This window comes from Veillonella tobetsuensis (assembly GCF_001078375.1).
Classification (GTDB): Bacteria; Bacillota; Negativicutes; order Veillonellales; family Veillonellaceae; genus Veillonella; species Veillonella tobetsuensis.
In genome coordinates this window covers 21,489-44,756 of the sequence record NZ_BBXI01000016.1, presented here as the reverse complement: position 1 = coordinate 44,756, position 23,268 = coordinate 21,489, and the positions used below count along the sequence as shown (strand labels likewise).

25 protein-coding genes and 1 tRNA gene are annotated in these 23,268 nt (G+C 38.5%); 25 read left to right on the top strand and 1 reads right to left on the bottom strand.

Annotated features, from left to right (window positions below; genetic code table 11):
• The first annotated feature begins 122 nt into the window (after positions 1–122).
• The 5 genes from VEI_RS06695 to VEI_RS06675 all read left to right on the top strand — a co-directional run bounded on the left by VEI_RS06695 (position 123) and on the right by VEI_RS06675 (position 3,497).
• Positions 123–1,445 (top strand): nucleobase:cation symporter-2 family protein, encoded by a 1,323-nt coding sequence (locus VEI_RS06695; protein ID WP_059363556.1) that lies wholly within the window; start codon positions 123–125, stop codon positions 1,443–1,445.
• Between the two features lie 171 nt (positions 1,446–1,616).
• A complete protein-coding gene (locus VEI_RS06690; RefSeq protein WP_059363554.1) occupies positions 1,617–2,057 on the top strand; it encodes an MOSC domain-containing protein in 441 nt (146 codons plus the stop codon).
• A 20-nt stretch (positions 2,058–2,077) separates the two neighbouring features.
• Entirely contained in the window at positions 2,078–3,043 is a 966-nt protein-coding gene (gene moaA, locus VEI_RS06685) for a GTP 3',8-cyclase MoaA (RefSeq protein WP_059363552.1), read from the top strand.
• A 1-nt stretch (position 3,044) separates the two neighbouring features.
• Positions 3,045–3,347, top strand: coding sequence for a hypothetical protein (locus tag VEI_RS06680; protein WP_059363550.1), 303 nt, complete (start codon positions 3,045–3,047; stop codon positions 3,345–3,347).
• Between the two features lie 74 nt (positions 3,348–3,421).
• Positions 3,422–3,497 (top strand) — tRNA-Lys (locus VEI_RS06675).
• 71 nt (positions 3,498–3,568) lie between these two features.
• Here the strand turns inward: VEI_RS06675 and dinD are convergent.
• Positions 3,569–4,411 (bottom strand): DNA damage-inducible protein D, encoded by an 843-nt coding sequence (gene dinD, locus VEI_RS06670; RefSeq protein ID WP_059363548.1) that lies wholly within the window; start codon positions 4,409–4,411, stop codon positions 3,569–3,571.
• 378 nt (positions 4,412–4,789) lie between these two features.
• Between dinD and VEI_RS10550 the strand changes: the two genes are divergently transcribed.
• From VEI_RS10550 to clpX, 20 genes are all read left to right on the top strand, one after another.
• Positions 4,790–4,921, top strand: coding sequence for a hypothetical protein (locus VEI_RS10550; protein ID WP_256359134.1), 132 nt, complete (start codon positions 4,790–4,792; stop codon positions 4,919–4,921).
• Between the two features lie 2 nt (positions 4,922–4,923).
• Positions 4,924–5,193, top strand: a complete 270-nt coding sequence (locus VEI_RS06665; RefSeq protein WP_223209342.1) for an ImmA/IrrE family metallo-endopeptidase — start codon at positions 4,924–4,926, stop codon at positions 5,191–5,193.
• A gap of 382 nt (positions 5,194–5,575) precedes the next feature.
• Positions 5,576–5,773: a helix-turn-helix domain-containing protein gene (locus VEI_RS06655; protein WP_005382541.1), complete on the top strand. Its 198-nt coding sequence runs from the start codon at positions 5,576–5,578 to the stop codon at positions 5,771–5,773.
• 87 nt (positions 5,774–5,860) lie between these two features.
• Entirely contained in the window at positions 5,861–6,802 is a 942-nt protein-coding gene (locus VEI_RS06650; protein WP_059363544.1) for a Dyp-type peroxidase, read from the top strand.
• A 137-nt stretch (positions 6,803–6,939) separates the two neighbouring features.
• Entirely contained in the window at positions 6,940–8,439 is a 1,500-nt protein-coding gene (gene thrC, locus VEI_RS06645) for a threonine synthase (protein WP_059363542.1), read from the top strand.
• Between the two features lie 137 nt (positions 8,440–8,576).
• A complete protein-coding gene (locus tag VEI_RS06640) occupies positions 8,577–9,464 on the top strand; it encodes a DMT family transporter (RefSeq protein WP_059363540.1) in 888 nt (295 codons plus the stop codon).
• Positions 9,465–9,575: 111 nt separating this feature from the next.
• Complete coding sequence (locus VEI_RS06635) at positions 9,576–11,270, top strand: ATP-dependent nuclease (RefSeq protein WP_059363538.1); 1,695 nt, start codon at positions 9,576–9,578, stop codon at positions 11,268–11,270.
• Positions 11,271–11,389: 119 nt separating this feature from the next.
• The gene (gene mscL / locus VEI_RS06630) at positions 11,390–11,857 is read left to right on the top strand and encodes a large conductance mechanosensitive channel protein MscL (protein WP_059363536.1); all 468 of its coding nucleotides are present in this window, start codon (positions 11,390–11,392) and stop codon (positions 11,855–11,857) included.
• 178 nt (positions 11,858–12,035) lie between these two features.
• Complete coding sequence (locus VEI_RS06625; protein ID WP_059363791.1) at positions 12,036–13,085, top strand: 2-hydroxyacid dehydrogenase; 1,050 nt, start codon at positions 12,036–12,038, stop codon at positions 13,083–13,085.
• An 83-nt stretch (positions 13,086–13,168) separates the two neighbouring features.
• Complete coding sequence (locus VEI_RS06620) at positions 13,169–14,857, top strand: glutamine--tRNA ligase/YqeY domain fusion protein (protein ID WP_059363534.1); 1,689 nt, start codon at positions 13,169–13,171, stop codon at positions 14,855–14,857.
• Positions 14,858–14,907: 50 nt separating this feature from the next.
• Entirely contained in the window at positions 14,908–15,534 is a 627-nt protein-coding gene (locus VEI_RS06615; protein WP_059363533.1) for a hypothetical protein, read from the top strand.
• Between the two features lie 109 nt (positions 15,535–15,643).
• Positions 15,644–16,231, top strand: a complete 588-nt coding sequence (locus VEI_RS06610; protein WP_059363531.1) for a DUF3793 family protein — start codon at positions 15,644–15,646, stop codon at positions 16,229–16,231.
• 10 nt (positions 16,232–16,241) lie between these two features.
• Positions 16,242–16,661, top strand: coding sequence for a flavodoxin (locus VEI_RS06605; RefSeq protein ID WP_059363529.1), 420 nt, complete (start codon positions 16,242–16,244; stop codon positions 16,659–16,661).
• 130 nt (positions 16,662–16,791) lie between these two features.
• A complete protein-coding gene (locus VEI_RS06600; RefSeq protein ID WP_059363527.1) occupies positions 16,792–17,982 on the top strand; it encodes a RuBisCO large subunit C-terminal-like domain-containing protein in 1,191 nt (396 codons plus the stop codon).
• Between the two features lie 58 nt (positions 17,983–18,040).
• On the top strand, positions 18,041–18,850 hold the full coding sequence (locus VEI_RS06595; protein ID WP_059363525.1) for an MBL fold metallo-hydrolase: 810 nt from the start codon (positions 18,041–18,043) through the stop codon (positions 18,848–18,850).
• Positions 18,851–18,859: 9 nt separating this feature from the next.
• Complete coding sequence (rlmH, locus tag VEI_RS06590) at positions 18,860–19,339, top strand: 23S rRNA (pseudouridine(1915)-N(3))-methyltransferase RlmH (protein ID WP_059363523.1); 480 nt, start codon at positions 18,860–18,862, stop codon at positions 19,337–19,339.
• A gap of 106 nt (positions 19,340–19,445) precedes the next feature.
• Positions 19,446–19,901 carry a CBS domain-containing protein gene (locus tag VEI_RS06585; protein WP_059363521.1) on the top strand — a complete coding sequence of 152 codons (456 nt, stop codon included), beginning with the start codon at positions 19,446–19,448 and terminating at the stop codon, positions 19,899–19,901.
• A 159-nt stretch (positions 19,902–20,060) separates the two neighbouring features.
• Positions 20,061–21,365: a trigger factor gene (gene tig / locus VEI_RS06580; RefSeq protein WP_059363520.1), complete on the top strand. Its 1,305-nt coding sequence runs from the start codon at positions 20,061–20,063 to the stop codon at positions 21,363–21,365.
• A gap of 34 nt (positions 21,366–21,399) precedes the next feature.
• A complete protein-coding gene (clpP, locus tag VEI_RS06575) occupies positions 21,400–21,993 on the top strand; it encodes an ATP-dependent Clp endopeptidase proteolytic subunit ClpP (RefSeq protein ID WP_059363518.1) in 594 nt (197 codons plus the stop codon).
• A gap of 12 nt (positions 21,994–22,005) precedes the next feature.
• A complete protein-coding gene (gene clpX / locus VEI_RS06570) occupies positions 22,006–23,259 on the top strand; it encodes an ATP-dependent protease ATP-binding subunit ClpX (protein ID WP_071824909.1) in 1,254 nt (417 codons plus the stop codon).
• Positions 23,260–23,268 lie beyond the last annotated feature (9 nt).

Below are 23,268 nucleotides of genomic sequence, written 5' to 3'. Positions count from 1 at the left end.
TATGGAGTTGAGAAGCCTTAGAAAATAAAATATCTAAGGTTTCTCTTTTTCTATTGTTAAAATCCGAATAATAACGTAAAATATAAGAGTAATGTTTGTAGTTTAGAAAACAGGAGACCATTATGTCAGAACAAAACAATACTGTTGACTCTATGTTGCCAGTACCCAAGCTGTTTGCCTATGGCTTACAACACGTATTAGCAATGTATGCAGGTGCTGTAGCGGTACCTATTATTATTGCGCAAGCTATGCATTTGCCTGTAGAGGATTTAATCCGACTTATTACAGCGGACTTATTTACTTGCGGTATTGCCACACTTATTCAAACAATAGGGTTTGGTAATATTGGTGGGCGTATTCCGATGATTCAAGGCGTAACCTTTGCCTCTGTTGGTCCAATGGCCATGATTGGGGCGCAACACGGGATGACCGCCATTTACGGTGCTATCATCGTTGCAGGTTTATTTACATTCCTGGTGGCACCATTCTTTAGTCGCTTGATTCGTCTGTTCCCACCTGTTGTAACAGGTACTATTATTACAATTATTGGTATTAACCTTATGCCTGTTGCTGTCAACTGGATGGGCGGTGGCGTAGGAAATCCACAGTTTGGTAGTCTTACCAATATTGGCCTCGGTTTTCTTACCTTCTTAATCGTTATATTTACCTATAAATTTGCTAAAGGTTTCCTTGGTAATCTTTCCGTATTAATTGGTCTTATTGCAGGTACTGCCATCGCTTTTGCAATGGGGGTAGCCAATTTTGCTGAGGTTGGTAAAGCTCATTGGGTGGCTGTTATTGAACCATTCTACTTTGGATTACCAACATTTGATTGGGCCTCTGTGATTTCCATGATGATTGTTATGCTCGTTGTTATGGTTGAAACAACTGGTGATAGTATCGCAATCGGTGAAATCGTAGATAAAAAAATTGGTCGCAAGGAATTGGCGTCCATCATTCGTGCAGATGGTCTTTCCACTATTTTTGGTGGTATTCTCAATAGCTTCCCGTATACAGCATTTGCTCAAAACGTTGGTCTTATCGCTGTAACACGCGTTAAAAGTCGTTTTGTAGTAGCTGCATCTGGTGTAATCTTAATTCTATTAGGCTTATTCCCTAAATTGGCGGCTGTTGTAGCAAGCATTCCAAATGCAGTGCTCGGTGGTGCTGGTATTGCCATGTTTGGTATGATTATTGCTAGCGGTATCCGTTCTCTTGGTAAAGTTAATTTTGATGGCAATCAAAACTTGATGCTTGTGGCGATTAGTATCGGTGTTTCCATGATTCCTATCGCTGCACCAACATTCTATGCGCATTTCCCAGCATGGGCTCAAATTTTATTAAAATCTGGTATTACATTCGGGAGTATCATGGCTATCATGCTTAATCTATTGCTCAATGGCGTGAACAAGGGCGATGAATTTAAAGAAATGGGCCGTCGTTAATCGACTTTCACAATAATTAATACTAAGAACTCTACTCATAATGGGTAGGGTTCTTTTTTGAAAGTAATACACCCAAATAGTGACTAAACTCACAGGGATTACACCTATATACTATGTTATAATAAATTGATAAATTTAGATAATTTGTTCCCATAAGAAGGGAAGGACTGTATGGCTGAAGGAAAGATTATTGCCATCTCTATTAGCGAGAAAAAAGGGCAAAAGAAACATAATATTGAATCTGCCAATCTCATCGTAGATCATGGCATGGAAGGCGATGCACACGCTGGTAATTGGCATCGCCAAATTAGTTTACTCGGCATTAAAAGTATTGAGCATATGCGCAATAAGGGGGCCGATGTAAAACCTGGTGACTTTGCTGAAAATATCACCGTTGAAGGCGTCGTATTATACGAATTGCCCGTAGGAACTCGATTACAGCTAGGTTCTGAGGTATTATTAGAGGTAACACAAATCGGTAAAGAGTGCCATCACGGCTGTGAAATTATGAAACAAGTGGGATCCTGTATTATGCCTACGCAAGGAATTTTTGGAAAAGTTCTAAAAAATGGTACAATTAACGTAGGTGATGAAGTATCGATTATTAAATAGTGAGTTAAACGAGGTGTGCTATGAAGGACGCATGGGGCCGTACAATTGAATATGTACGTCTGTCTTTGACAGATGCGTGTAACTTTTGCTGCCCTTATTGCAGACCGGCAGAGATTACGCCACAAAGCCAAACACAGATATTATCTGTAGATGAATGGATGACCGTATTAGGTGCTTTTCATCATGTGGGGGTGAAGGCCGTACGCCTTACAGGTGGTGAGCCTTTGCTATACCCTTATCTTGAAGAGTTATTAGCTCGCATTAAGAAAATAGGCTGGTTTGAAGACCTTTCTATGACCACAAATGGCAGTTTGCTTGCACAGCGTGCGGCAAAACTAAAAGAGCTAGGTTTAAACCGTGTAAATATCAGTCTTGATTCTTTAGATAGCGATGCATTTGCTCTTTGTGTAGGCAAAGCCAATCAACTGGATTCTGTACTCAAAGGTATTCATAGTGCTATTGATGCAGGCTTTACCTCTGTTAAAATCAATACTGTTCTATCGCGTCACTGGACTGATGATGAAGTTCGTTCTTTGTTGCAATACGTGGAGACTTGGCCTGTCATATGGCGCTTTATTGAATATATGCCATTTCAAGGCGATGCATTTCATGGACCAACCTTTGATGAATGGAAGGCTCAATTAGAACGCGTAAGTGGTGGGATACTTACAGAAAATCACTCTGTATATGGTTTTGGACCTGCAACGTATTATAATTTACCGAGTGGAAAGGAAATTGGATGTATATTCTCCATGTCCCATAGTTATTGTGATACTTGTAATCGTGTTCGCCTTACCTCGGATGGTCAAATGCGTCTATGTCTCTTGCGTGATGATGAATCTGATTTAGTATCTCTTGTACGTAGAGGCCTAAGTGAAACCGAACTTGCCAGTTATATTGAATGGGCTTTACAGCGTAAACAAGAACGTCATGATGGAATTGCTATGGATCAACCAGAGCGACCAATGTGGCGTATCGGAGGGTAGCATGGGATTTTTTGATTTTCTAAAACCAAGAAATAAAGAATATGTTGAATCCTGTTGGCCTGGGGGCAAGATGCTACAGGTTCATATGGATTACGACACACAAAAACAGCTATTTACTTATGTGGGGCGTTATGGTTTACAATTTAGTATAGCTAAAGCAGATTTGACGGAGATTATTGTAAAAGCAGTAAGCCGTACCCATAGTGTAATTCAGTTTTATAAAGGTGATGAATGTGTAGGGACTACTGATATTACTCCTACAGAGGCTTGTGAAACGATAAAGGATTGGATGCAACAATTCTAGTGTATATATTTTATAGGAATGTAATAAATATTCTTTACATTCCTATAAAATAGGCATATAATAAGTCGTGTCATGGACCACTAGCTCAGCTGGCAGAGCACCTGACTCTTAATCAGGGTGTCCAGGGTTCGAACCCCTGGTGGTCCACCAAAATAAACCCGCACTGTTGTGCGGGTTTTTCTTATTGTCTGTCCAAGAAAATGGGTGCAAATCAATGTGTATTATTTTGAAAGCTTCTTTTGCTTTTCTTTTTTTATTTGTTGGATACTTTTAGTCGGTGTAGCTAAATCTTCTGGCATAGTACCGCCTAATTCTTTAATGGTTTGCCGCACTTTTGCCCCAACGTCATGGTGAACCTTATTAGCTTGTGGTTTTCCTTTTATTCCCTCACGGCGTAATTTTTCATCAGTTTGTGTAGCGCGGAATAGATTAGCAGCAAGTTCAGTACTTCCCATATAATCTAAAATCTTCTGAGATTTTTTTAAACCTTTTCTAGCATGAATTTGTTTTACTCCTAAACCGCCATATAAACCTTTATATCCTTCATTTTGAAAAATAGCATAATCTCTTGGTTCTTTTATTCCTGCTTGGTTAGCGGCTTCAGCTAAAGAAATATTATGCTCTTTAATATCTTGTCGGATTTGCAAGCGTAAGCTATCTTCTTTTTGCAATTCTAATTGCTCTTGCTTGTGAGTTTTTACCGCAAAATAAGTTTGAGCTAATGCGATTACCTCTTTACGCGGATCACCATTCATAGCGATTAAGTAACAAGCGTATCTAGAGAGTACTATATCTTGTATACTACGTTGTAAGTTAGCCCCAACATCTACCAATTTGTTGACGTCAACAAATTCGGATTGAACCACATGACCACTGGCTTCACAAGCATTTTTTGCCTTTTCAATAATTTTATAAAAATTTCGCCATTCGGAGTATTCAAGTATCCCTTGTAAATCCCTAGCATACCAATACTCATTACCTTCGTCATCAAGTTGTTTTATCGAATCAAAAGGCGATGTATACGAACCTGTACTAGTATCTTCCTCAAGAAAAAAGAAAAACATATAAGTTTCACCTCCTATTATGATATGTGTCCATTTCTCTGTATACATACTATTTACCTAAGTCGATAGTTTTTTATTAAAAGAATCTTGCTGTTAAACATGTTAGAGCGTGTAACGGTATTGTAAAGCGGTGTAAGTATGGACATAATAAAATAGCTAACAAGTTTAGCAAATACATTAACGCTACTGGTACTAGCACTAGCAATTTTAAACTTGTTAGCAAAGACTAAAAAGCAGGCGGGTGAAAGCCCAGCCACCTTCTCGACATCATTGTAAATCAACGAGGTGAATTATGCAATATTTAGAATGGCTGATTAATATAGCGACTATTATTGTTTTAATATTAGTAATCGGATGTTTTGTTAGAAGATTATGAAATTGAAATTTGGACTAGATGATATTATGACTACACAAGAGGCTGCAGAGGACAGTGTTAGAAATAACATTGATATTGATTTATCTCGAGTAAATCATGACCAGAAAACAATGGTTATGGTCAAGACAGATTAACTATGACACATGAATTAGGACATCTATTATTACATCGCGTAGAGACGATTACTTTGGCGAGAGAAGATGGTGACATACCACCATATAAGGATCCTGAGTGGCAAGCGAATGCATTTGCAGGTGAATTACTAGGACTATATGAATATATTAAGGACATGAGCATAATAGACATAGCAAGTCATTATGGAATCACAGAAAAAGCAGCATCAATACAAAGAAGAAATCCTCTAATTAATGTTAGAGGTATTAAGTTAGTGATGTATATATGCTGACTATATGTATTCATTAACTTGATATGGGGACTTCTACATTTAGAGATGTGGAAGTCCTCTTTTAGTTAAAAAGATTTATTTGATTTATGTCAGATAAAATATATAGTATAGTTAAGGCAGACATAAGGAAGGAGGTGATGCCATTGAAGAAGTTAAGGAAGATAACAAAAAAAGTGGCTACCAATAATAACCGCGTTTATCCAACTTGCAATCGCAATAATACAGTTATTAAATCAGTAACCACAGGGGCTCGTAAGAGCCCCAATCTTCCTAACTATTATAACAATGGCGAGCATATGATTTCAAGATTAACTTTAATAATTAGTATTATTGCCTTTGTGTTATCCGTTTATAATCTATTAGTAATATTAGGAGTTCTATAATGAAATTAGATGATGTAATGACCACACAAGAGGCGGCAGAACGCTGGAATGTTACTGCTGATTCTCTTAAACAAAATTGTAGGGGGCGTGTAAAGAATGGATTTTTAGAAGGAGAATTTAGAAAATCAGGAAAAATGTGGCTTGTCACTAGACAAGGTATGGAACGTCTATATGGTAAAGAAATAAAGTCTTTATAAATTTATTCTGATAAATATTGCATAGACAATAAATTAGTAATCACTTATGATTGGTATATAATACTATTTCTCATTAGGAGGTTTCAAATGGCAGTAGATGTAGCTAGAACACAAGATGTATATAAAGATGCTGGTCAAAGTGTCAATTTCACAACATTATTATTAAATCGTAAAGATCGCGATGCAGAATTAGAAGTAATCCAAGATATGGCTGATCGTATTCAAGCCATTAAACGTTCTGTTAGTATTCGTGCTAATGGCGAAGGCTTAGGTATCGCTTTTGGCTTTAGCCGTAAAGCATGGGATTATTTATTCCCTAATGCACCTGTACCAAAAGAGTTAGAAGACTTCCAAGGTATTAAAGGTGATAAACAAGATGTGCCAGCTGTAGCGGCTGATTTGTTCTTACATGTACGTTCCAATAATGAATCTGTTACATATACTGTAGTGGATCAAATCATGGAATTCTTGCGTCCTATTACATCTGTAGTTGATGAAACTCATGGTTTCCATTATGAACAAGGTCGTGCTATTATCGATTTCGTTGATGGTACGGAAAATCCTGTAGGCCAAGAAGCAGTAGAGTGGGGCGTTATCGGTGATGAAGACCCTGAATTCACTAATGGTTCTTATGCATTTGCACAAAAATATGAACACGACCTTGATGCTTGGCGTGCACTTCCTACAGAAATGCAAGAGAAATTCATTGGCCGTCGTAAATTCAGCGATATTGAATTAGAAGATGATGAAAAAGATCCAGCAGCTCACAATGTAGTAGCTCAAGATAATCGCGATGACGAAGAACATAAAATCGTTCGTATGAATGTAGCATTTGCACAACCTGGCCAAGGTGTGCGTGGCACATATTTCATTGGTTATGCTCGTTACTGGGATGTAACGAAAACAATGCTTACGAATATGTTCACACAAAACGATAAATTGCTCGATTACTCTAAACCTATTACAGGTATGTTGTTCTTTATTCCATCCCTTGATACATTGGATGCTATTGCAGAAGGCGAATTATAATCGTTGTAATTTTACGATATAATTATTGATAAAATAATATGCAATAAAATCTATAGAAAGCACCCCGTTTGGGGTGCTTTTATGCTATAATTAAAGAATATTATGATTCCATAGAATTTAGTTTGTAGAGGTTGCCCATGAATTATACAAGTACACGTGGCACTGTTGCCGTAAATGAAACATATGCGTTATTACATGGTTTGGCAGAGGATGGCGGTTTATATGTACCTGCCTTGTTTCCAACGAATTGTTTAAAGTATGACGACATCAAAGATAAAACGTATCAAGAGGTGGCGGCTGTTGTATTGGCGAAATTATTCCCTTGCTTCTCTGAAGCCCATTTAAAGGAAATGATTAATTCTGCGTACAGCGATGCTAACTTTAGTACTCGCGATATTGCGCCTTTACATTCTTTGCTTGAAAAGGTATCCGTATTGGAATTGTTCCACGGTCGCACACAAGCCTTCAAAGATATGGCACTTTCACTATTCCCATATTTGTTGGTAGCAGCAAAGGAAGCGGAAGGTGAAACCAAAGAGGTTCTTATTTTAACTGCTACATCTGGCGATACAGGGAAGGCTGCTCTTGAAGGTTTTAAAGATGTACCGGGTACACATATTCAGGTTTTCTATCCAACCGATGGCGTGAGCCCTATGCAAGCAGAACAAATGCAAAAACAAGAAGGCGCTAATGTTAACGTAACTGCTATTCATGGTAATTTCGATGATGCGCAACAATTCTTAAAACGTTTATTCGTCGATGCCAATACAGCTAAAGAAGTAGCCGAAAAAGGTGTTATGTTCTCTAGTGCGAACTCCATCAACATTGGTCGTTTGGCGCCTCAAGTGGTGTATTATGTGAATGCCTATGCTGAACTCGTTGCACAAGGTGCTATTCACGAGGATGAAGCGTTTAACGTAGTGGTTCCAACAGGTAATTTTGGTAACATTTTGGCTGCTTATTATGCTAAAAAGATGGGGATTCCTATCGGTAAATTAATCTGTGCATCCAATCAAAATAATGTACTTACGGATTTCTTTAAAACGGGTACATATGATATGAATCGCCCATTCTATACGACGATTTCTCCATCCATGGATATTTTAGAATCCTCTAACTTTGAACGTTTCTTGTACTATATCTCTGGTGAAAATAGTGAAAGGACCGCTCAATGGATGAAGGATTTGAAATCCACAGGTAAATTGTCTGTTAATGAAGACGAATTTAAACGAGTACAAGCTAATTTCAGTGGTGCTTATGTAAATGATGACGAAACAAAGGCTATTATTGAGCAAGTATATAACTCCTATGGCTATTTGATGGATCCTCATACAGCTGTTGCGATGGGCGCGTATATGAAAGAGTTAGAAGCACATCCAGAGGATGGTGCTCGTCATACTATCATCGCATCTACAGCTCATCCGTTCAAATTCCCAACACCAATTTGTGAAGCTCTTGATATCAAGATTGGGGCTACTCCTTATGAAAGCTTAGAAAATATCTCTGCTGTTACAGGTGTAGGATTCCCTAAACAATTGGCTGCGCTACAAGCTAAGCCATTGCGCTTTACAAAAGCTATCGATAAAGAAAATATGAAACAAGAAATTTTGGATTTTGTCGATACATTCTCTAACTAATACGATACCGCTCTTCTTCGGAAGGGCGGTATATCTATATCTATAATCTGTACACATTTATACTGAAGGTTGTATAAAAGATTGTGGCTTGATTGAGTGATGAGAACTATTTTTGGGGAATAGTTCGAGGAGGAGTTATGGCTAAAAAAGGCCTTATATACGCTTTATTGTCTGCGCTTTTATTCAGTACGATGAATGTATTTGTTAAGCTATTGGGGACAAGTATACCGGCTGGTGAAATTGCTTTTGCTCGGGGGCTTTTTGGAACCGTAGCAGTACTTATTATCATGTATATGAAGGGGATTCATTTTTCTAAAGAAGATAGAGGTTTGCTTGTTATGCGGGGCCTATATGGCGGCTTTGGTATGGTCTGCAATTTCATTGCCTTAGTACATTTGAAGTTATCTGATGCAACGATTTTATTTCAAATGACAGGAATATTTGTCTTTATTTTTAGTGCTTTGTTTTTAAAAGAGTCGTTGCCAAAAGGTGCGGGAAAATGGCTTGCACTGATTTTTGCTGCCGTTATGATAATGGTAAACCCATTTACCTATGAATCCTTCTCGTGGTATGCATTGGTTGCTATCTTGGGCGCTGCACTGGCTGCAGCGGCCTATACAACTATACGAACCATTAGTAAACGTGGAAAACATAGTAACTTTGAAATCATGGCATATTTCATGATTACTAGTATGTTTGCAGGACTTGTAGCCACTGATGAATTTGTAATGCCTCAAGGCTCAGATTGGTTTATTATCGTTATTATAGGTGGCATTTCTGTAGTGGCACAATTCTTCTTGACTGGTGCCTTTGTTACAACAAATGCAGTTGTGGCACAGTTCTTGCAATATGTGGGCGTATTTATTAGCTCCTTCTATGGATTCTTATTCTTTGGTGAAAGTTTAGCTCTCGTTACAGTAATCGCAGGTATTGTAATGTTCATATCTTCCGTTATGCTTAGTCGTCTTAAAGAGGAACAAGGACTCTTTAAAGGTGGCAAGATAATAGAGGAAAAAACAAAATAAATGTCGTATACTATATAATAGTAGTATTGGCGCATACAAAGGTGTGACCATCAATAAGTGATATCGTTGAATGGTGGCACCTTTTTTGTATATTGTAGGAGTGTGATAGACATGTTTATGGAATGGATTCAAATTGAAAATTATCGGAACCTCGTGGATGTAGAATTACACTTTCACAATGATATCAACTATTTTGTAGGCGAGAATGCAGTAGGGAAATCTAATTTTCTAGACCTTTTAGAACAGATGATGAACGTCAGAGGTTTTCAAGAAAGTGATTTTGCGGACGTCAATAAACCAATTCGTATTGAGTGTAAATTATCGTTTTCCGAATTGACTACGTCCTTTCAAGATATTATAGGACCGGAGGCTGCTATTTATTTGCGCCTTGAGCAAGTGGTGCAAGAGGTATATCCTCGACTCTATAAAATCGATGGAGAACAGTTGAGCCCCGTTCCTTTGTCCATGTTGCGACACGCTTTATACATGTGCCATCGAGATACATCGGAGGCTGAATTATATTCCATTCCTACTTCGGTATACATGGAATTAGGAAAGCAACTTGTTTCGTATTTGCCACAAAGCGGATTGACCGGAGATGAGACAGTTGTTCTAGATCGACTTATTAATGTGAAAAAAGGGCTGGATCCAGAATGTGTTCTTAATATTCAGCGCCTTGTGGAGCTATTAACATCATCTACAGAGGCTACCTTGATTCGCAAGTACTCTATAGATAATGTGCGCCTCATCATGGCGGTGGCACTGAAAATTTTAGCTCAAATTTATATGAAGGTGCATAGTGCCTCTACTAACTTAGAATCATTGCTCGTATATGATAGTGAGGGACGTCGATATTTACCAGTCTTCATCAGCGTTGATGAGCCTGAACTTCATTTGAGCCCTTATTTGCAACGGGCTGTGCTCAGTTATTATCGCCAAATTGCAACCAATGAAAACCCTGAGTTTTTAGCACTGATTAAGCAGCTGTTCCAAATTGATGGATTGTTAGGGCAATTATTCGTTGTTACGCATAGTACAGATGCTTTAGTAGATGATTATCGTCATATCATTCGTATGTATCGTAATGAGGAGGGGCTAGTTCGTACAGCTTGTGGCGTGACCTTTAAATTTGCGCGCGAAGTGGAAAAGCATTTGATTATGCATTTCCCAGAGGCTAAGGAAGCACTTTATGCGCGTTGTATCATTTTAGTGGAAGGGGAAACCGAATACGGTAGCTTTGCAGGAATGGCAAAGAAATTAAATGTCGACTTCGATTATTTTGGCATTTGTCTGATCAATGCCCGTGGCGAATCCTCCATTAGCAAGCTCCATAAACTATTTAAAAGCTTTTCCATTCCTACAGTTGCGCTCTATGACCGTGATGTTATGGATAAGCATAGCAAAACGCATGCCAATGTGTTTTACACGAATGAAATCTGTTTTGAAATGGATGTAGTATCTCATCTAATTCACCATCACCATCGTAATGTTTTGGATATGATTGTCCAAGATATTATCGATACAGGTCGCGGTATGGTAACAAAAGATATGGCTCGCCGTGGTTTTTCTAAATTAGGTGTCGATGATCGTCAAGCTATACAGCGGTGTTTAAAAAATATCAAAGCAAAGGATATAGAAACTTTATTATTATATTATTTTTCCTGGTTCTATAGTAATAAAGGTGTCATTGTAGGGCGTAGAATTGCTCATTATATTCCTGAGCATATGATTCCACCAGCATTTATTGCCGTTATTGAAAGAGCCAAGGCTTTATCGCTTGAGTCCTCTATTATCAAAATAGGATGACGAGTATATCAAAAACTTTCAATGAACTATATCGAAAAATATTGACATGGATGAAGTTTTCTTTTATGATTAATGAGGTTAATTTTTCCGGACGATTTAAGTGTGAGTAGGAGTTAAACATGAAGGAATTTATTAAAGAGTTTAAAGAGTTCGCTTTTAAAGGGAACATGATGGACCTCGCTGTAGGTATGATTATTGGTGCAGCTTTCACGGCATTAGTGAATTCTGTAGTTAGCAATTTGTTCATGCCATTAATCAGTGTGTTCACTGGTGGTATTGATTTTAGCAATCTATACATTCCATTAAGTGAAGCATCTAAAGAGGCATTTGTAAATGGTGCTGATATTGCAACAGCTCGCGCTGCCGGTGCTGTATTGCCTTACGGTACTTTCATTACTGATCTAATTCAATTCTTAATCTTAGCATTTGTTGTATTCTTGATGATTCGTGCGTTGACGAAGTTGATGCAAAGTGCTAAAAAAGAAGCTGAAGAAGCACCAGCGACTACAAAAGAATGTCCATTCTGTAAAACAGACATTAATATTGATGCAGTTAAATGTCCAAACTGTACTTCTGATTTGAAATAATCACATACTATGAAAGAGCTCTAAAGGCATATTGCTTTGGAGCTCTTTTTTGTCTTTTGGGTCTAATTTTTGGTAAAATTCTGATTATAGGATACAATATAGATACATAAATTTTTCGTTAACATATGTGTGCTATTAAAGCATTAGGAATATATTTGATAGAAGGGATGGAATGATTATGGAACGTAAACCTTTAGTGGTAGTACCGGGCTTGGTTCGTCGCGATGTAATCGCTTATTTACAAGAACACGTTGATGTACGTCAATGGACAGAAAAAACTAAAATGCCTAGAGAGGTTTTAAAAGAATGGTTGCGTGAAGCCGATGGCTTGTGGTCTATTAATTCCATATCAGTTGATGCTGATCTTGTGAAAGATGCTCCCAATTTAAAGGTAATTGCACAAGCGTCTGTAGGTTATGATAATGTAAAAATTGATGACCTTACGGCCGCTGGTATCCCTTATGGTAATACGCCAGGGGTGCTAAACGAAACTGTGGCAGAATTGGCTTTCACCCTCATTGCAGCGGCTAGTCGTCGTATCATAGAAAATGCAGCCTTTGTAAAAAATGGTCGTTGGGCTGAACGTCCGTCGAATATTAAGGGCTTTGATTTAAGCCGCCGTACGCTTGGCATTATTGGTATGGGCGCTATAGGTGTTTCCATTTCTCGTCGTGCGCGTGCCTTTGGCATGACTGTTGTCTATCATAATCGTCATCAACGCAATGATGATCAATTGTATAGAACGACGTATATGGAATTAGATGAACTGCTCGCTACCAGTGATGTTGTATGTATTATGGCGCCATTAACAGATGAAACGTATCATATGTGTGATGCAGAGTTCTTCAAAAAAATGAAAAAGACCGCATTATTTGTCAATGTGGGTCGTGGTGCCATAGTTGATACAGATGCTCTTATTGATGCACTTAAAAATGGTGAAATTGATTATGCCGCTCTTGATGTAACCGATCCAGAACCATTGCCTACAGATCATCCATTGTTGGAAATTGATAATTGTTTAATTGTACCGCATATTGGGTCTTATACAGACCGTACACGTTATGATATGTCTATGTTAACAGCGAATAATCTCATTGCTGGTGTTAATAAGAAACCTCTAACAACATGTGTTAATGAACAAATCAATTATAAAAAGCCTGAAATGGATGTGGAATCCGCTTTGGCAGAACTTAAAAAAGCAGGTGTTGATGTAACTGATTTCGACTAAACTTTGATAAGACCTTAAAAAATGTGCGGTCCTATGTAAAATATGGTAAAATAAAAGAATATTATCACATGGAGGTTGTAACGTTGGAACATAAAGACATTGAACAAAATGTAGCTCCTGAAGAAGTTGTATCTGTTAACTTTATCGAAGCTGAAATAAATAAAGATAATGAAGAAGGCGTATACGGTGGCCGTGTACATACGCGATTCCCACCAGAACCAAATGGTTATTTACACATTGGTCACGCTAAGTCTATTTGCCTTAATTTTGGCTTAGGTGAAGAATATAAGGGTTTAACAAATTTACGTTTTGATGACACAAATCCTGAAAAGGAAGATGTGGAATATGTAAATTCCATTAAAGAAGACGTGGAATGGCTGGGATTCCATTGGGATGGCGACGTACGCTATGCATCTGATTACTTTGGCAAAATGTATGATTATGCCAAAAAGCTTATCACTTTGGGTAAGGCTTATGTAGATGATCAAACAGCAGAAGAAATCCGTCAAACGCGTGGCGATTTCTCTACACCTGGTACGAATAGCCCATATCGCGATCGCTCTGTAGAAGAAAACTTAGCTCTTTTTGAAGACATGAAAGCTGGTAAATACGGCGATGGGGAAAAGGTGTTGCGCGCTAAAATCGATATGGCGCATCCTAATATTGTTATGCGTGATCCAGTTCTTTACCGTATTGTAAATGCAGAACACCATAATACAGGTAGTGAGTGGAAAATCTATCCTATGTACGATTTTGCTCATCCCATTGAGGATGCTATTGAGCGTATCACGCACTCTATTTGTACATTAGAGTTTGAAGTACACCGTCCGTTATATGACTGGGTATTAGAGGATTGGGAAGACACTGAAAAACCTCGCCAAATCGAGTTCGCTCGTTTAAATGTAACAAAAATGGTTATGTCTAAACGCAAATTACGTGCTCTTGTAGAGGCTGGCCTCGTATCCGGTTGGGATGATCCTCGTATGCCTACCATTTCTGGCTTGCGTCGTCGTGGCTATACACCAGAAGCCATCCGTGATTTCTGCGACCGCATTGGTGTAGCTAAGGCGGATAGCACCGTTGATATTGCATTGCTTGAATTCTGTATTCGTGAAGATTTGAAATTAAAAGCTCCACGTCCAATGGTTGTCATCGATCCTGTTAAGGTTATTATCGATAATTATCCAGAAGGTCAAACAGAACCTTGTGTGGTTGAAAATAATCCAGAAAATGAAGAGTTGGGTAACCGTGAAGTTATGTTTGGTCGCGAAATTTATATTGAGCGCGCCGACTTTATGGAAGAACCGGTTAAGAAATTCTTCCGTTTGGCTCCTGGTAAAGAGGTCCGTCTAAAAGGTGCTTACTTCATTACATGTACTGATGTTATTAAAGACGAAGCTGGTAATATTACAGAAATTCACTGTACATATGATCCCGAAACTAAGAGCGGTAGCGGTTGCACTCGTAAGGTAAAAGGTACTTTGCACTGGGTAGAAGCATCTACAGCTGTAGACATCGAAACTCGTTTATATGATTATTTACTTAAAGAAGAATCCGATGGTAAAGACTTCTTAGGTGACTTTAATCATGAATCTTTACAAGTAATGCATAGTAAAGGTGAAGCGAGCATTGCTAATACAGTAGCTGGTGATAGATTCCAATTCTTGCGCCAAGGTTATTTTGTGACTGATAAAGATAGTACTGCCGATCATATTGTGGTAAACCGTATCGTAGGTTTACGTGATACATGGGCAAAACAACAAAAGAAATAGTTGTGATGTATACCGCCCCTATAAGGGGCGGTTTTATTTAGGAGAATCGTATGAAATCAATGATAGCTTTAGCTCTCGCTGGTGTTGTAGCGATGAGCACGTCCGTAATTGTTGAGGCCGCTAATATTAATGCTAGTAAATATGCTGCCACATATGGCACTTATAATGGCGTGAAATTAAATGACGGCGTTACCATCTATGATAATGCTCCCAAAGCATTATTTGCAGGTGCTGGTAAAACAGATGTAAAAACGGCTCTTATGCAAGCTGGTATTAGCCGCGCAGATGTATATACACTTAATATTAAAAATAATAATGAAATGAATTATGCTGTTTTCTCCAACACTATGGTGAGTGAAAACCATAATCTTGTCAGTATCAAACATGTGAGTACAGATGCTAGCGATGTAGGTAATTTTGTTGCTTCTATCAATAGTGGTAAGGCTACAGAATTAGGCCAATACCAGGTGGTGACACCACTAACTAAACATAATAAGGTATATGTAGGTGTATTGAAATATACAAGTAAAGATAATAATAATTCTTATAATGAGATTCTTCATGTTGCTGTTACTGAAACTAAAAACACCGGATTGAATGCACGCTTTATCGCTATTGATGAAGAAAGTGATGCCAAGGTATTCCCTCGTGTTAGCCATTTACTTAGCATCAAATAACAAATAATTATTGAAATAAATTATCAATTATCTTGACAATATTTCTCATCAAGAGTACTATGTGTATATAGGAATTAATCTCAATAACTTGAGAGATTTCTGTGTAGATATGCAACAGGCAGGTACGACTATGATGGATTCAATTGACAATATCATTGGATTTCATTGTGCACCGGCAATTCGAGGTATTAAGATCTCGAATTTGGTTTCTATTCCACGGGACATGAATGAACAAATCCAATTCGTTTTGACTGAATATAATAAAGAGTTTAATGAAAAAGGTTTATTCTTCTTTGAATTATGTCGCTGTAAGGCGCGTAGACTATTATTGGTGTTCCGTGAGACACAATTACGAGACTATGTACGGCAACCTGCGGTAATGAAATTTTTGAAAGCTTACGGTTATCAAGATACGATGAGTATTATGGAAATGCTCGAGCATTTGCGATACCGTATGGAAGCAAGCATTGATTTCCCTCATGAAATCGGTGTGTTCCTTGGATATCCGCTAAAAGATGTGAAATCTTTCATTTCTCGTCGTGGCAATGGTTATTCCATGTGCGGCGAATGGAAGGTTTACCACGATGTAGTAGATGCACAACGCTCTTTCTTATGTTACAAAGCATGTCGTAAATTTTGTCAAACTCAATTGATGTTGGGAAAAACATTTAGTTCATTGGTCGCAAGAACGGCCTAGGAGGTACAAGATGATTGGTGTAATTTTTTGGTCCGGTACAGGCAATACAGAAAAAATGGCTTATGAAGTAGCTGAAGGTATCAAAGCTGCAGGTCAAGAAGTAGAAGTTAAATCCGTATCTGAAGTATCTGTTGATGATGCAGCAGCTTACGAAAAATTAGCTCTTGGTTGTGCTGACATGGGTGCAGAAGAATTAGAAGACGGCGAATTCGAACCATTCTACGCAGAATTAGAATCTAAATTAGGCGGCAAAAAATTGGCTATCTTTGGCTCTTATGGTTGGGGTGGTACTTGGTTAGAAGACTGGGGCACTCGCATTAAAGACGCTGGTGGCGAACTCGTTGCTGATGGCTTGGCTATTTTAGGTGAACCCGATGATGATGGCATTGCACAATGCCAAGAATTAGGTAAAACATTAGCTAACGCATAATCAATCCTAATATAATATATTAGGCTGTAGTAATGACATATCATTGCTACAGCCTTTTTTGTATATATTTATGGAAACGTGTACTACTTTGGTATATAATTAAATATTATCATTATAGAGGAGGCGCGTTATGAAGGATGAACGATTTATAGTTACCTATCGTATAGAAGCAAATAGTTATGAAGAGGCAAAATCTATTGCTTGGGGTGTGCAGGTTGAACAGACCATAGAATTCCCTTATGAATTTGTAACAGACCCATATATTAAACATACGATTACAGGTCGATTAGAGTCTTTAGAAGCCATGTCGCCGGATTCAACGTATGCTAATGTAGGAATACTGCCAAATGTGGCTATAGATGCATCTCGGTATTATATAGCACGCATTTCCTATAATGTAGAAACAACAGCTATGGAGGCAACGCAATTTTTAAATGTTGTCTTTGGCAATTCTTCGTTGCAACCACATATTTGGGTAGTAGATGTAGAGTTATGTCCATCATTATTAAATGTATTCAAAGGCCCGCGGTTTGGACTTCATGGGATTCGCCGATTGGTCGATACCCCAACACGTCCCATGATTCAAGCTGTTATTAAACCGATGGGCACATCGAATGAAGAATTGGCACGCATGTGTGGTGCATACACTCGTGGTGGTGTAGATGTCATTAAAGATGATCACGGTATTACTAACCAATCCTTTTCTCAATTTAAAGATCGGGTCAAACGTTGTGCTGCTACTGTACGAGAAATGAATGATGCCCATGGGAAACATGCGTTATATGCGGCCAATGTTTCTGGTGATGGTACGGATGTGCTAGAACGGGCCTATTTCGCTAAGGAGGCAGGTGCTACGGCACTTATGGTGGCCACTGGTCTTATAGGTGTAGGTTGGCTACATAGATTGGCAACAGATGAAAAATTAGGATTACCAATTATCAATCATCCTGCGTACTCAGGTGGCTTTGTGAGCCCTGGTGTGTCAGGTGTGGCTGATTATTTGCAATTAGGTTTATTCCCTCGCTTATTTGGGGCTGATATGGCTATTTTTGTATCCTATGGTGGTCGTTTTACCTTTACTCAAGAACAATGTCAACGTATTTGTTCGTATATTAAGCAGCCTATAGGTCTTATGAAAGCGGCATGCTCCGCGCCCGGTGGTGGTGTGACGGATGCGCGCCTTCCAGAACTAGTTAGTTTATATGGTAATGATACGATGTTTCTCGTAGGCGGAGATATGTTCCGCCGTGGTTCAGATCTTGAAGCTAATATGGCGTATTTTGTTAGCCGATTAGAAGAATTATGTGAATTGAAAAAATGATAACGGTGAAAACATAGCTTTCACCAATAGTAGATATTTAATGATATGGAGTGTTTTGATGAGCGAATCCTCACCATTGGAGGTTCATGTTATTGCTAGTGGTAGCAAGGGCAATTGTATAGTTATAAAAAAAGGAAATTCTGTTATATTGCACGATGTGGGTATTAGTTGCCGCCGCATTGTAAATGGACTGAAAGAATTACATATAGATATGAGCCAAGTGGAGGGGATCTTTATCAGTCATGAACATAGTGACCATATTGCAGGTTTGCAGCAATTATTAAAACGCTTTGATCTTCCTGTATATACAAAGAAAGGGACTTGGCGTGAGATTCAAAATAAATTGATTGTACCGAAACATCAACTGGTGGAACTGACTAAAGGAAGCTTGTCGTTAGGCAATTTGACTGTCGAACCATTCAGCGTGAGTCATGATGCTGCTGATCCTATCGGAATTAATGTATTTGCAGGTAAAGATAAAGCAACTGTTGTTACTGATACGGGTGTAATTACAGATACTATATTACGTTGCTTAGATGACACTACATTGCTTGTGTTAGAGGCGAACTATGACCCTCATATGCTTCGCTTTGGTCCATATCAACCATTTTTAAAGCAACGCGTTACCAGTGATGAAGGTCATTTAAGTAATGAAATGGCTGCTCAAGCGTTACTCATGATGAAACGACCTGATTTTATGCAGGTTATCTTGGCGCATCGATCTGAAAATAATAATAATCCTGTTCTGGTAACACAAACGATTGGTCAAATGCTCGTAGATGGAGGCGTTAGAATTGGCCCTGAAATTAAATTACAACATGGGCAGCCAAATGAAATTGTATCGATGCAATCGGTTCAGAAAATATAGAGGTATATAATGAAATTTCATGTAGTCTGTATTGGTAAATTGAAGGATGCTTACCTTCGCGATGGTGTGGCCGAGTTTGTCAAACGCATGCGTTCTTATGGGGGCATTGCGATTACCGAATTGAATGAAAGTAAAATCGGGGATAAGCCAAGTGATGCGGACCGTAAACAGGTTGTTATAGAAGAAGGGCAGCGACTATTAAAAGCGGTTCCTAAGTCCGCTTATACAGTGCTTTTAGATGTATATGGTAAGACCATGTCCTCCGAGCAATTGGCCGCTATGGTGTCCCAACTAGAAGTGGATGGCATCAGCGATATGGCCTTTATTATTGGTGGCGCCTTTGGTGTTAGTGATGAACTTCGTCAAGCCGTTAAATATAAGCTATCCTTTAGCCCTATGACCTTTACACATCAAATGGTGCGCCTCTTGTTGGTGGAACAAATATATCGTAGTGCTAAAATTAATAGAAACGAACCATACCATTGGTAATACAACTAATAATTATTAGGTATATTCAAAAAAATGAAAAGGAGTTTTCATATTCGAAGTCGAATAGTATAATAAAGAGTAACGTTATATGAAGGAGGAATTCCCTATGAAAATCCAAGAAGTAATGAATAAATATCCTGTTACTGTTGCCAAAGATGCACCTATTTCTGATGTAGCAGATTTGTTGGTGAAATACAATTTGACAGCTGTGTCTGTTGTCGATGAAGACAATAAGTTATTAGGTATTATTTCTGAAGGCGACTTATTGTATAAAAAGGTTCGTCCTCATGTACCACATTATGTAAATGTACTAGGTGCTAGTATCTATTACAACGGTATTGGTGAATATAATTCCCAATTTAAAAAATTATTGGCATCTCATGTTCATGAATTGATGACAACTGAGGTTATTACAACAACACCTGATAAGGACGTAGAAGAAATCGTATCCGTTATGCTTGATCAACATTTGAAAAATGTTCCAGTTGTTGATAAAGAGTACCATTTGATTGGTATTTTATCTCGTCGAGACATCATCAAATTGATTGCAAAAGATAATTAATTAGTAATATAAAACTAATGCTAAGCAGCCACTCTACATGGGGTGGCTGCTTCCTTATAGTGCTAAGAATTGCATTGAATTTTCATTTATGATATTATAAGGAGTGCATAATATACTACAGAAATTTGGGCGGTAGCCCTTCAAGGAGGACATATTTTAATGAAAGCAACTGTAAATCCTGTTGATCAACACGTAGTAACTTTAACTATCGAAGTACCTGCAGCAGAAGTAGACAAAGGTATCAAACAAGCGGTAAAACGTATCGCTAACCAAGTAAATATTCCTGGTTTCCGTAAAGGTCACGCACCTCGTCGTGTATTGGAAATGAACTTTGGTAAAGAAGCAATCTTAGAAGAAGCATTTGAAGTATTGGCTAGCCAAAACTATAGTGCAGCTCTTCGTGAAAACGATATCGTTCCTGTATCTGAACCAGAAATCGAACGCGAACAATTCGAAGAAGGTAAAGATTTAATCTTCAAAGCTACTGTAACAAAACGCCCTGAAGTAAAACTTGGCGATTACAAAGGCTTAGAAGCTGAAAAACAAGATGCCACTGTATCTGATGAACAAATCGAAGAACAATTGAACAACATTCGTGAACAACAAGCGAAAATGGTTGTTGCTGAAGAAGGCGCTACAATTCAAAAAGACGACTTTGCAGTAATCGACTTCGCTGGTTCCGTTGACGGTAAACCATTTGATGGTGGCGAAGGTAAATCATACCCATTACAAATCGGTTCCGGTAGCTTTATCCCTGGTTTCGAAGATCAATTGATCGGCGCTAAAGCTGGTGATGATGTAACTGTAAAAGTAACGTTCCCTGAAGACTACTTCGTAGCAGAACTTGCTGGTAAAGAAGCAGAATTCAAAACTCACATCCATGATATTAAACGTAAAGAATTGCCTGAATTGAACGACGAGTTCGCAAAAGAAGCAAGCTCTTACGAAACTATTGAAGAATTGAAAAATGATCTTCGCAAAAAAATGGAAGAAGAAGCATCCCGTCGTGCAATCGATACTTACAATGCTGAGTTAATTCAAACAGCTGTTAAAAATGCAACTGTTGAAATTCCTGAAGTAATGATCGAAGATCGCGTAGAACAAATGATTCAAGAGTTGGCTATGAACATGGAAGGCCGTGGCTTGAAATTAGATGACTACATGAAATTCTCCAATAAAACAATCGAAGATTTACGCTCTGAATACAAAGAATCCGCAGCTGAAAACGTACGTGCGGACTTAGTTCTTGATGCTGTTGCAACAGAAGAAGGCATCGAAGTAACTCCAGATGATATGAATCGCGAAATTTTCATTATGGCTCAAAACTTTGGAGCAGATCCTAAAGAAGTTTGGGATATTATTGCAAAAGAAGGTCGTGTAGCTATGTTAGCAGGCTCTGTAGCTCGCAAAAAAGCAGCTCGATTCATCATCGATAATGCAAAAGGTGCAGAAGCAGCAGAATAATGCTTGCTCACTAGGTACATGAAAAGGTGATTATATGTATGTACCAATCGTAGTAGAACAAGGCGAGCGCGGCGAGCGCTCGTACGATATTTACTCTCGCCTGTTAAAGGATCGCATTATCTTCTTAGGGGGACCTATTGATGATAATGTTGCAAATGCGGTGATTGCCCAAATGCTTTTCTTAGAAGCAGAGGATCCAGATAAAGATATTCATTTGTACATTAATAGCCCTGGTGGTGTTGTTACTGCTGGTATGGCTATTTATGATACGATGCAATATATTAAACCAGATGTGTCTACTATTTGTGTAGGCTCCGCTGCTAGTATGGGGGCTGTATTATTGACAGCTGGTGCAAAGGGAAAACGCTTTGCATTACCTCATGCACGCGTTATGATTCACCAACCATTGGGCGGTGTTCAAGGTCAAGCATCTGAAATCGAAATCCATGCTCGTGAAATTCTTCGCATGCGTGAAGAATTAAATGGTATTTTAGCATCTCGCACTGGTCAAGATATTGAGGTAGTAGCACGTGATACTGATCGTGATAACTTCATGAGTGCCAAAGATGCTGTAGAATACGGTTTGATTGACGAGGTGTTAACTCGCGATACTCTAGAAAGCAAGTAATGGAGGCGCTCATTGGCAAAAGATAAAGATACCATGCGCTGCAGTTTTTGTGGTCGCACAAGTGAAGAAGTAAGAAAACTAGTTGCCGGTCCTAATGTTTACATTTGCGATGAATGCGTAGCGGTTTGTGAACGTATCATCGAAGATGAACTTGGTGACATCGGTACAGAAGACTTTAAACTAAAAGAATTGCCAACGCCAAAAGAAATTAAAGCACATCTTGATCAATATGTTATTGGTCAAGATGATGCTAAAGTTTCCCTTTCGGTGGCAGTATATAACCATTACAAACGACTACAAACAGATAATATTGTAGATGATGTAGAATTACAAAAGTCCAATGTTTTATTTATTGGACCTACAGGTAGTGGTAAAACATTATTGGCTCAAACATTGGCTAAAATGTTAGAGGTTCCATTTGCTATTGCAGATGCAACGAGTTTAACCGAGGCTGGCTATGTAGGGGAAGATGTAGAAAATATTCTATTAAAGCTCATTCAAGCCGCCGATTATGATATCGAGCGGGCTGAACGCGGTATTATTTATATCGATGAAATCGATAAAATTGCCCGTAAGTCTGAAAACCCTTCTATTACACGTGATGTGTCAGGGGAAGGTGTGCAACAAGCACTTTTAAAAATCTTAGAAGGTACTGTAGCTTCTGTACCACCACAAGGTGGTCGTAAACATCCTAATCAAGAAATGTTACAAATCGATACTACAAATATTCTCTTTATTTGTGGCGGTGCATTCGATGGTATGGATAAGGTAATTACAAAACGTACCGCTAAGAAAACATTAGGTTTTGGAGCTGATGTACAACGCGCTGAGGAACGTGATGTGTCTGCGATCCTTAAAGAGGTTGTACCAGAAGATTTATTGAAATTTGGCTTAATCCCTGAATTTATAGGCCGTTTACCCGTCATGGTAACATTGGACCTATTAGATCGAGATGCACTGGTTCAAATTCTAACAAAACCGAAAAATGCATTGACTAAACAATATGAAAAAATTCTATCCCTCGATGGTGTAGAATTAACATTTGAAGACGATGCATTAGAAGAAATCGCTGATGAAGCATTACAGCGTAAAACTGGTGCTCGTGGTTTGCGCGCCATTATTGAGAAGGTGATGAAGTATGTTATGTATGAAGTACCATCTATGGATGATGTGGCCAAATGCATAGTTACTAAAGACGCTGTAAAGGGCACAGGTGAACCTATACTCAAAAATGAGGCAGACAAAGAAATCCAGCTGAAATCGTAATTCGAAGAA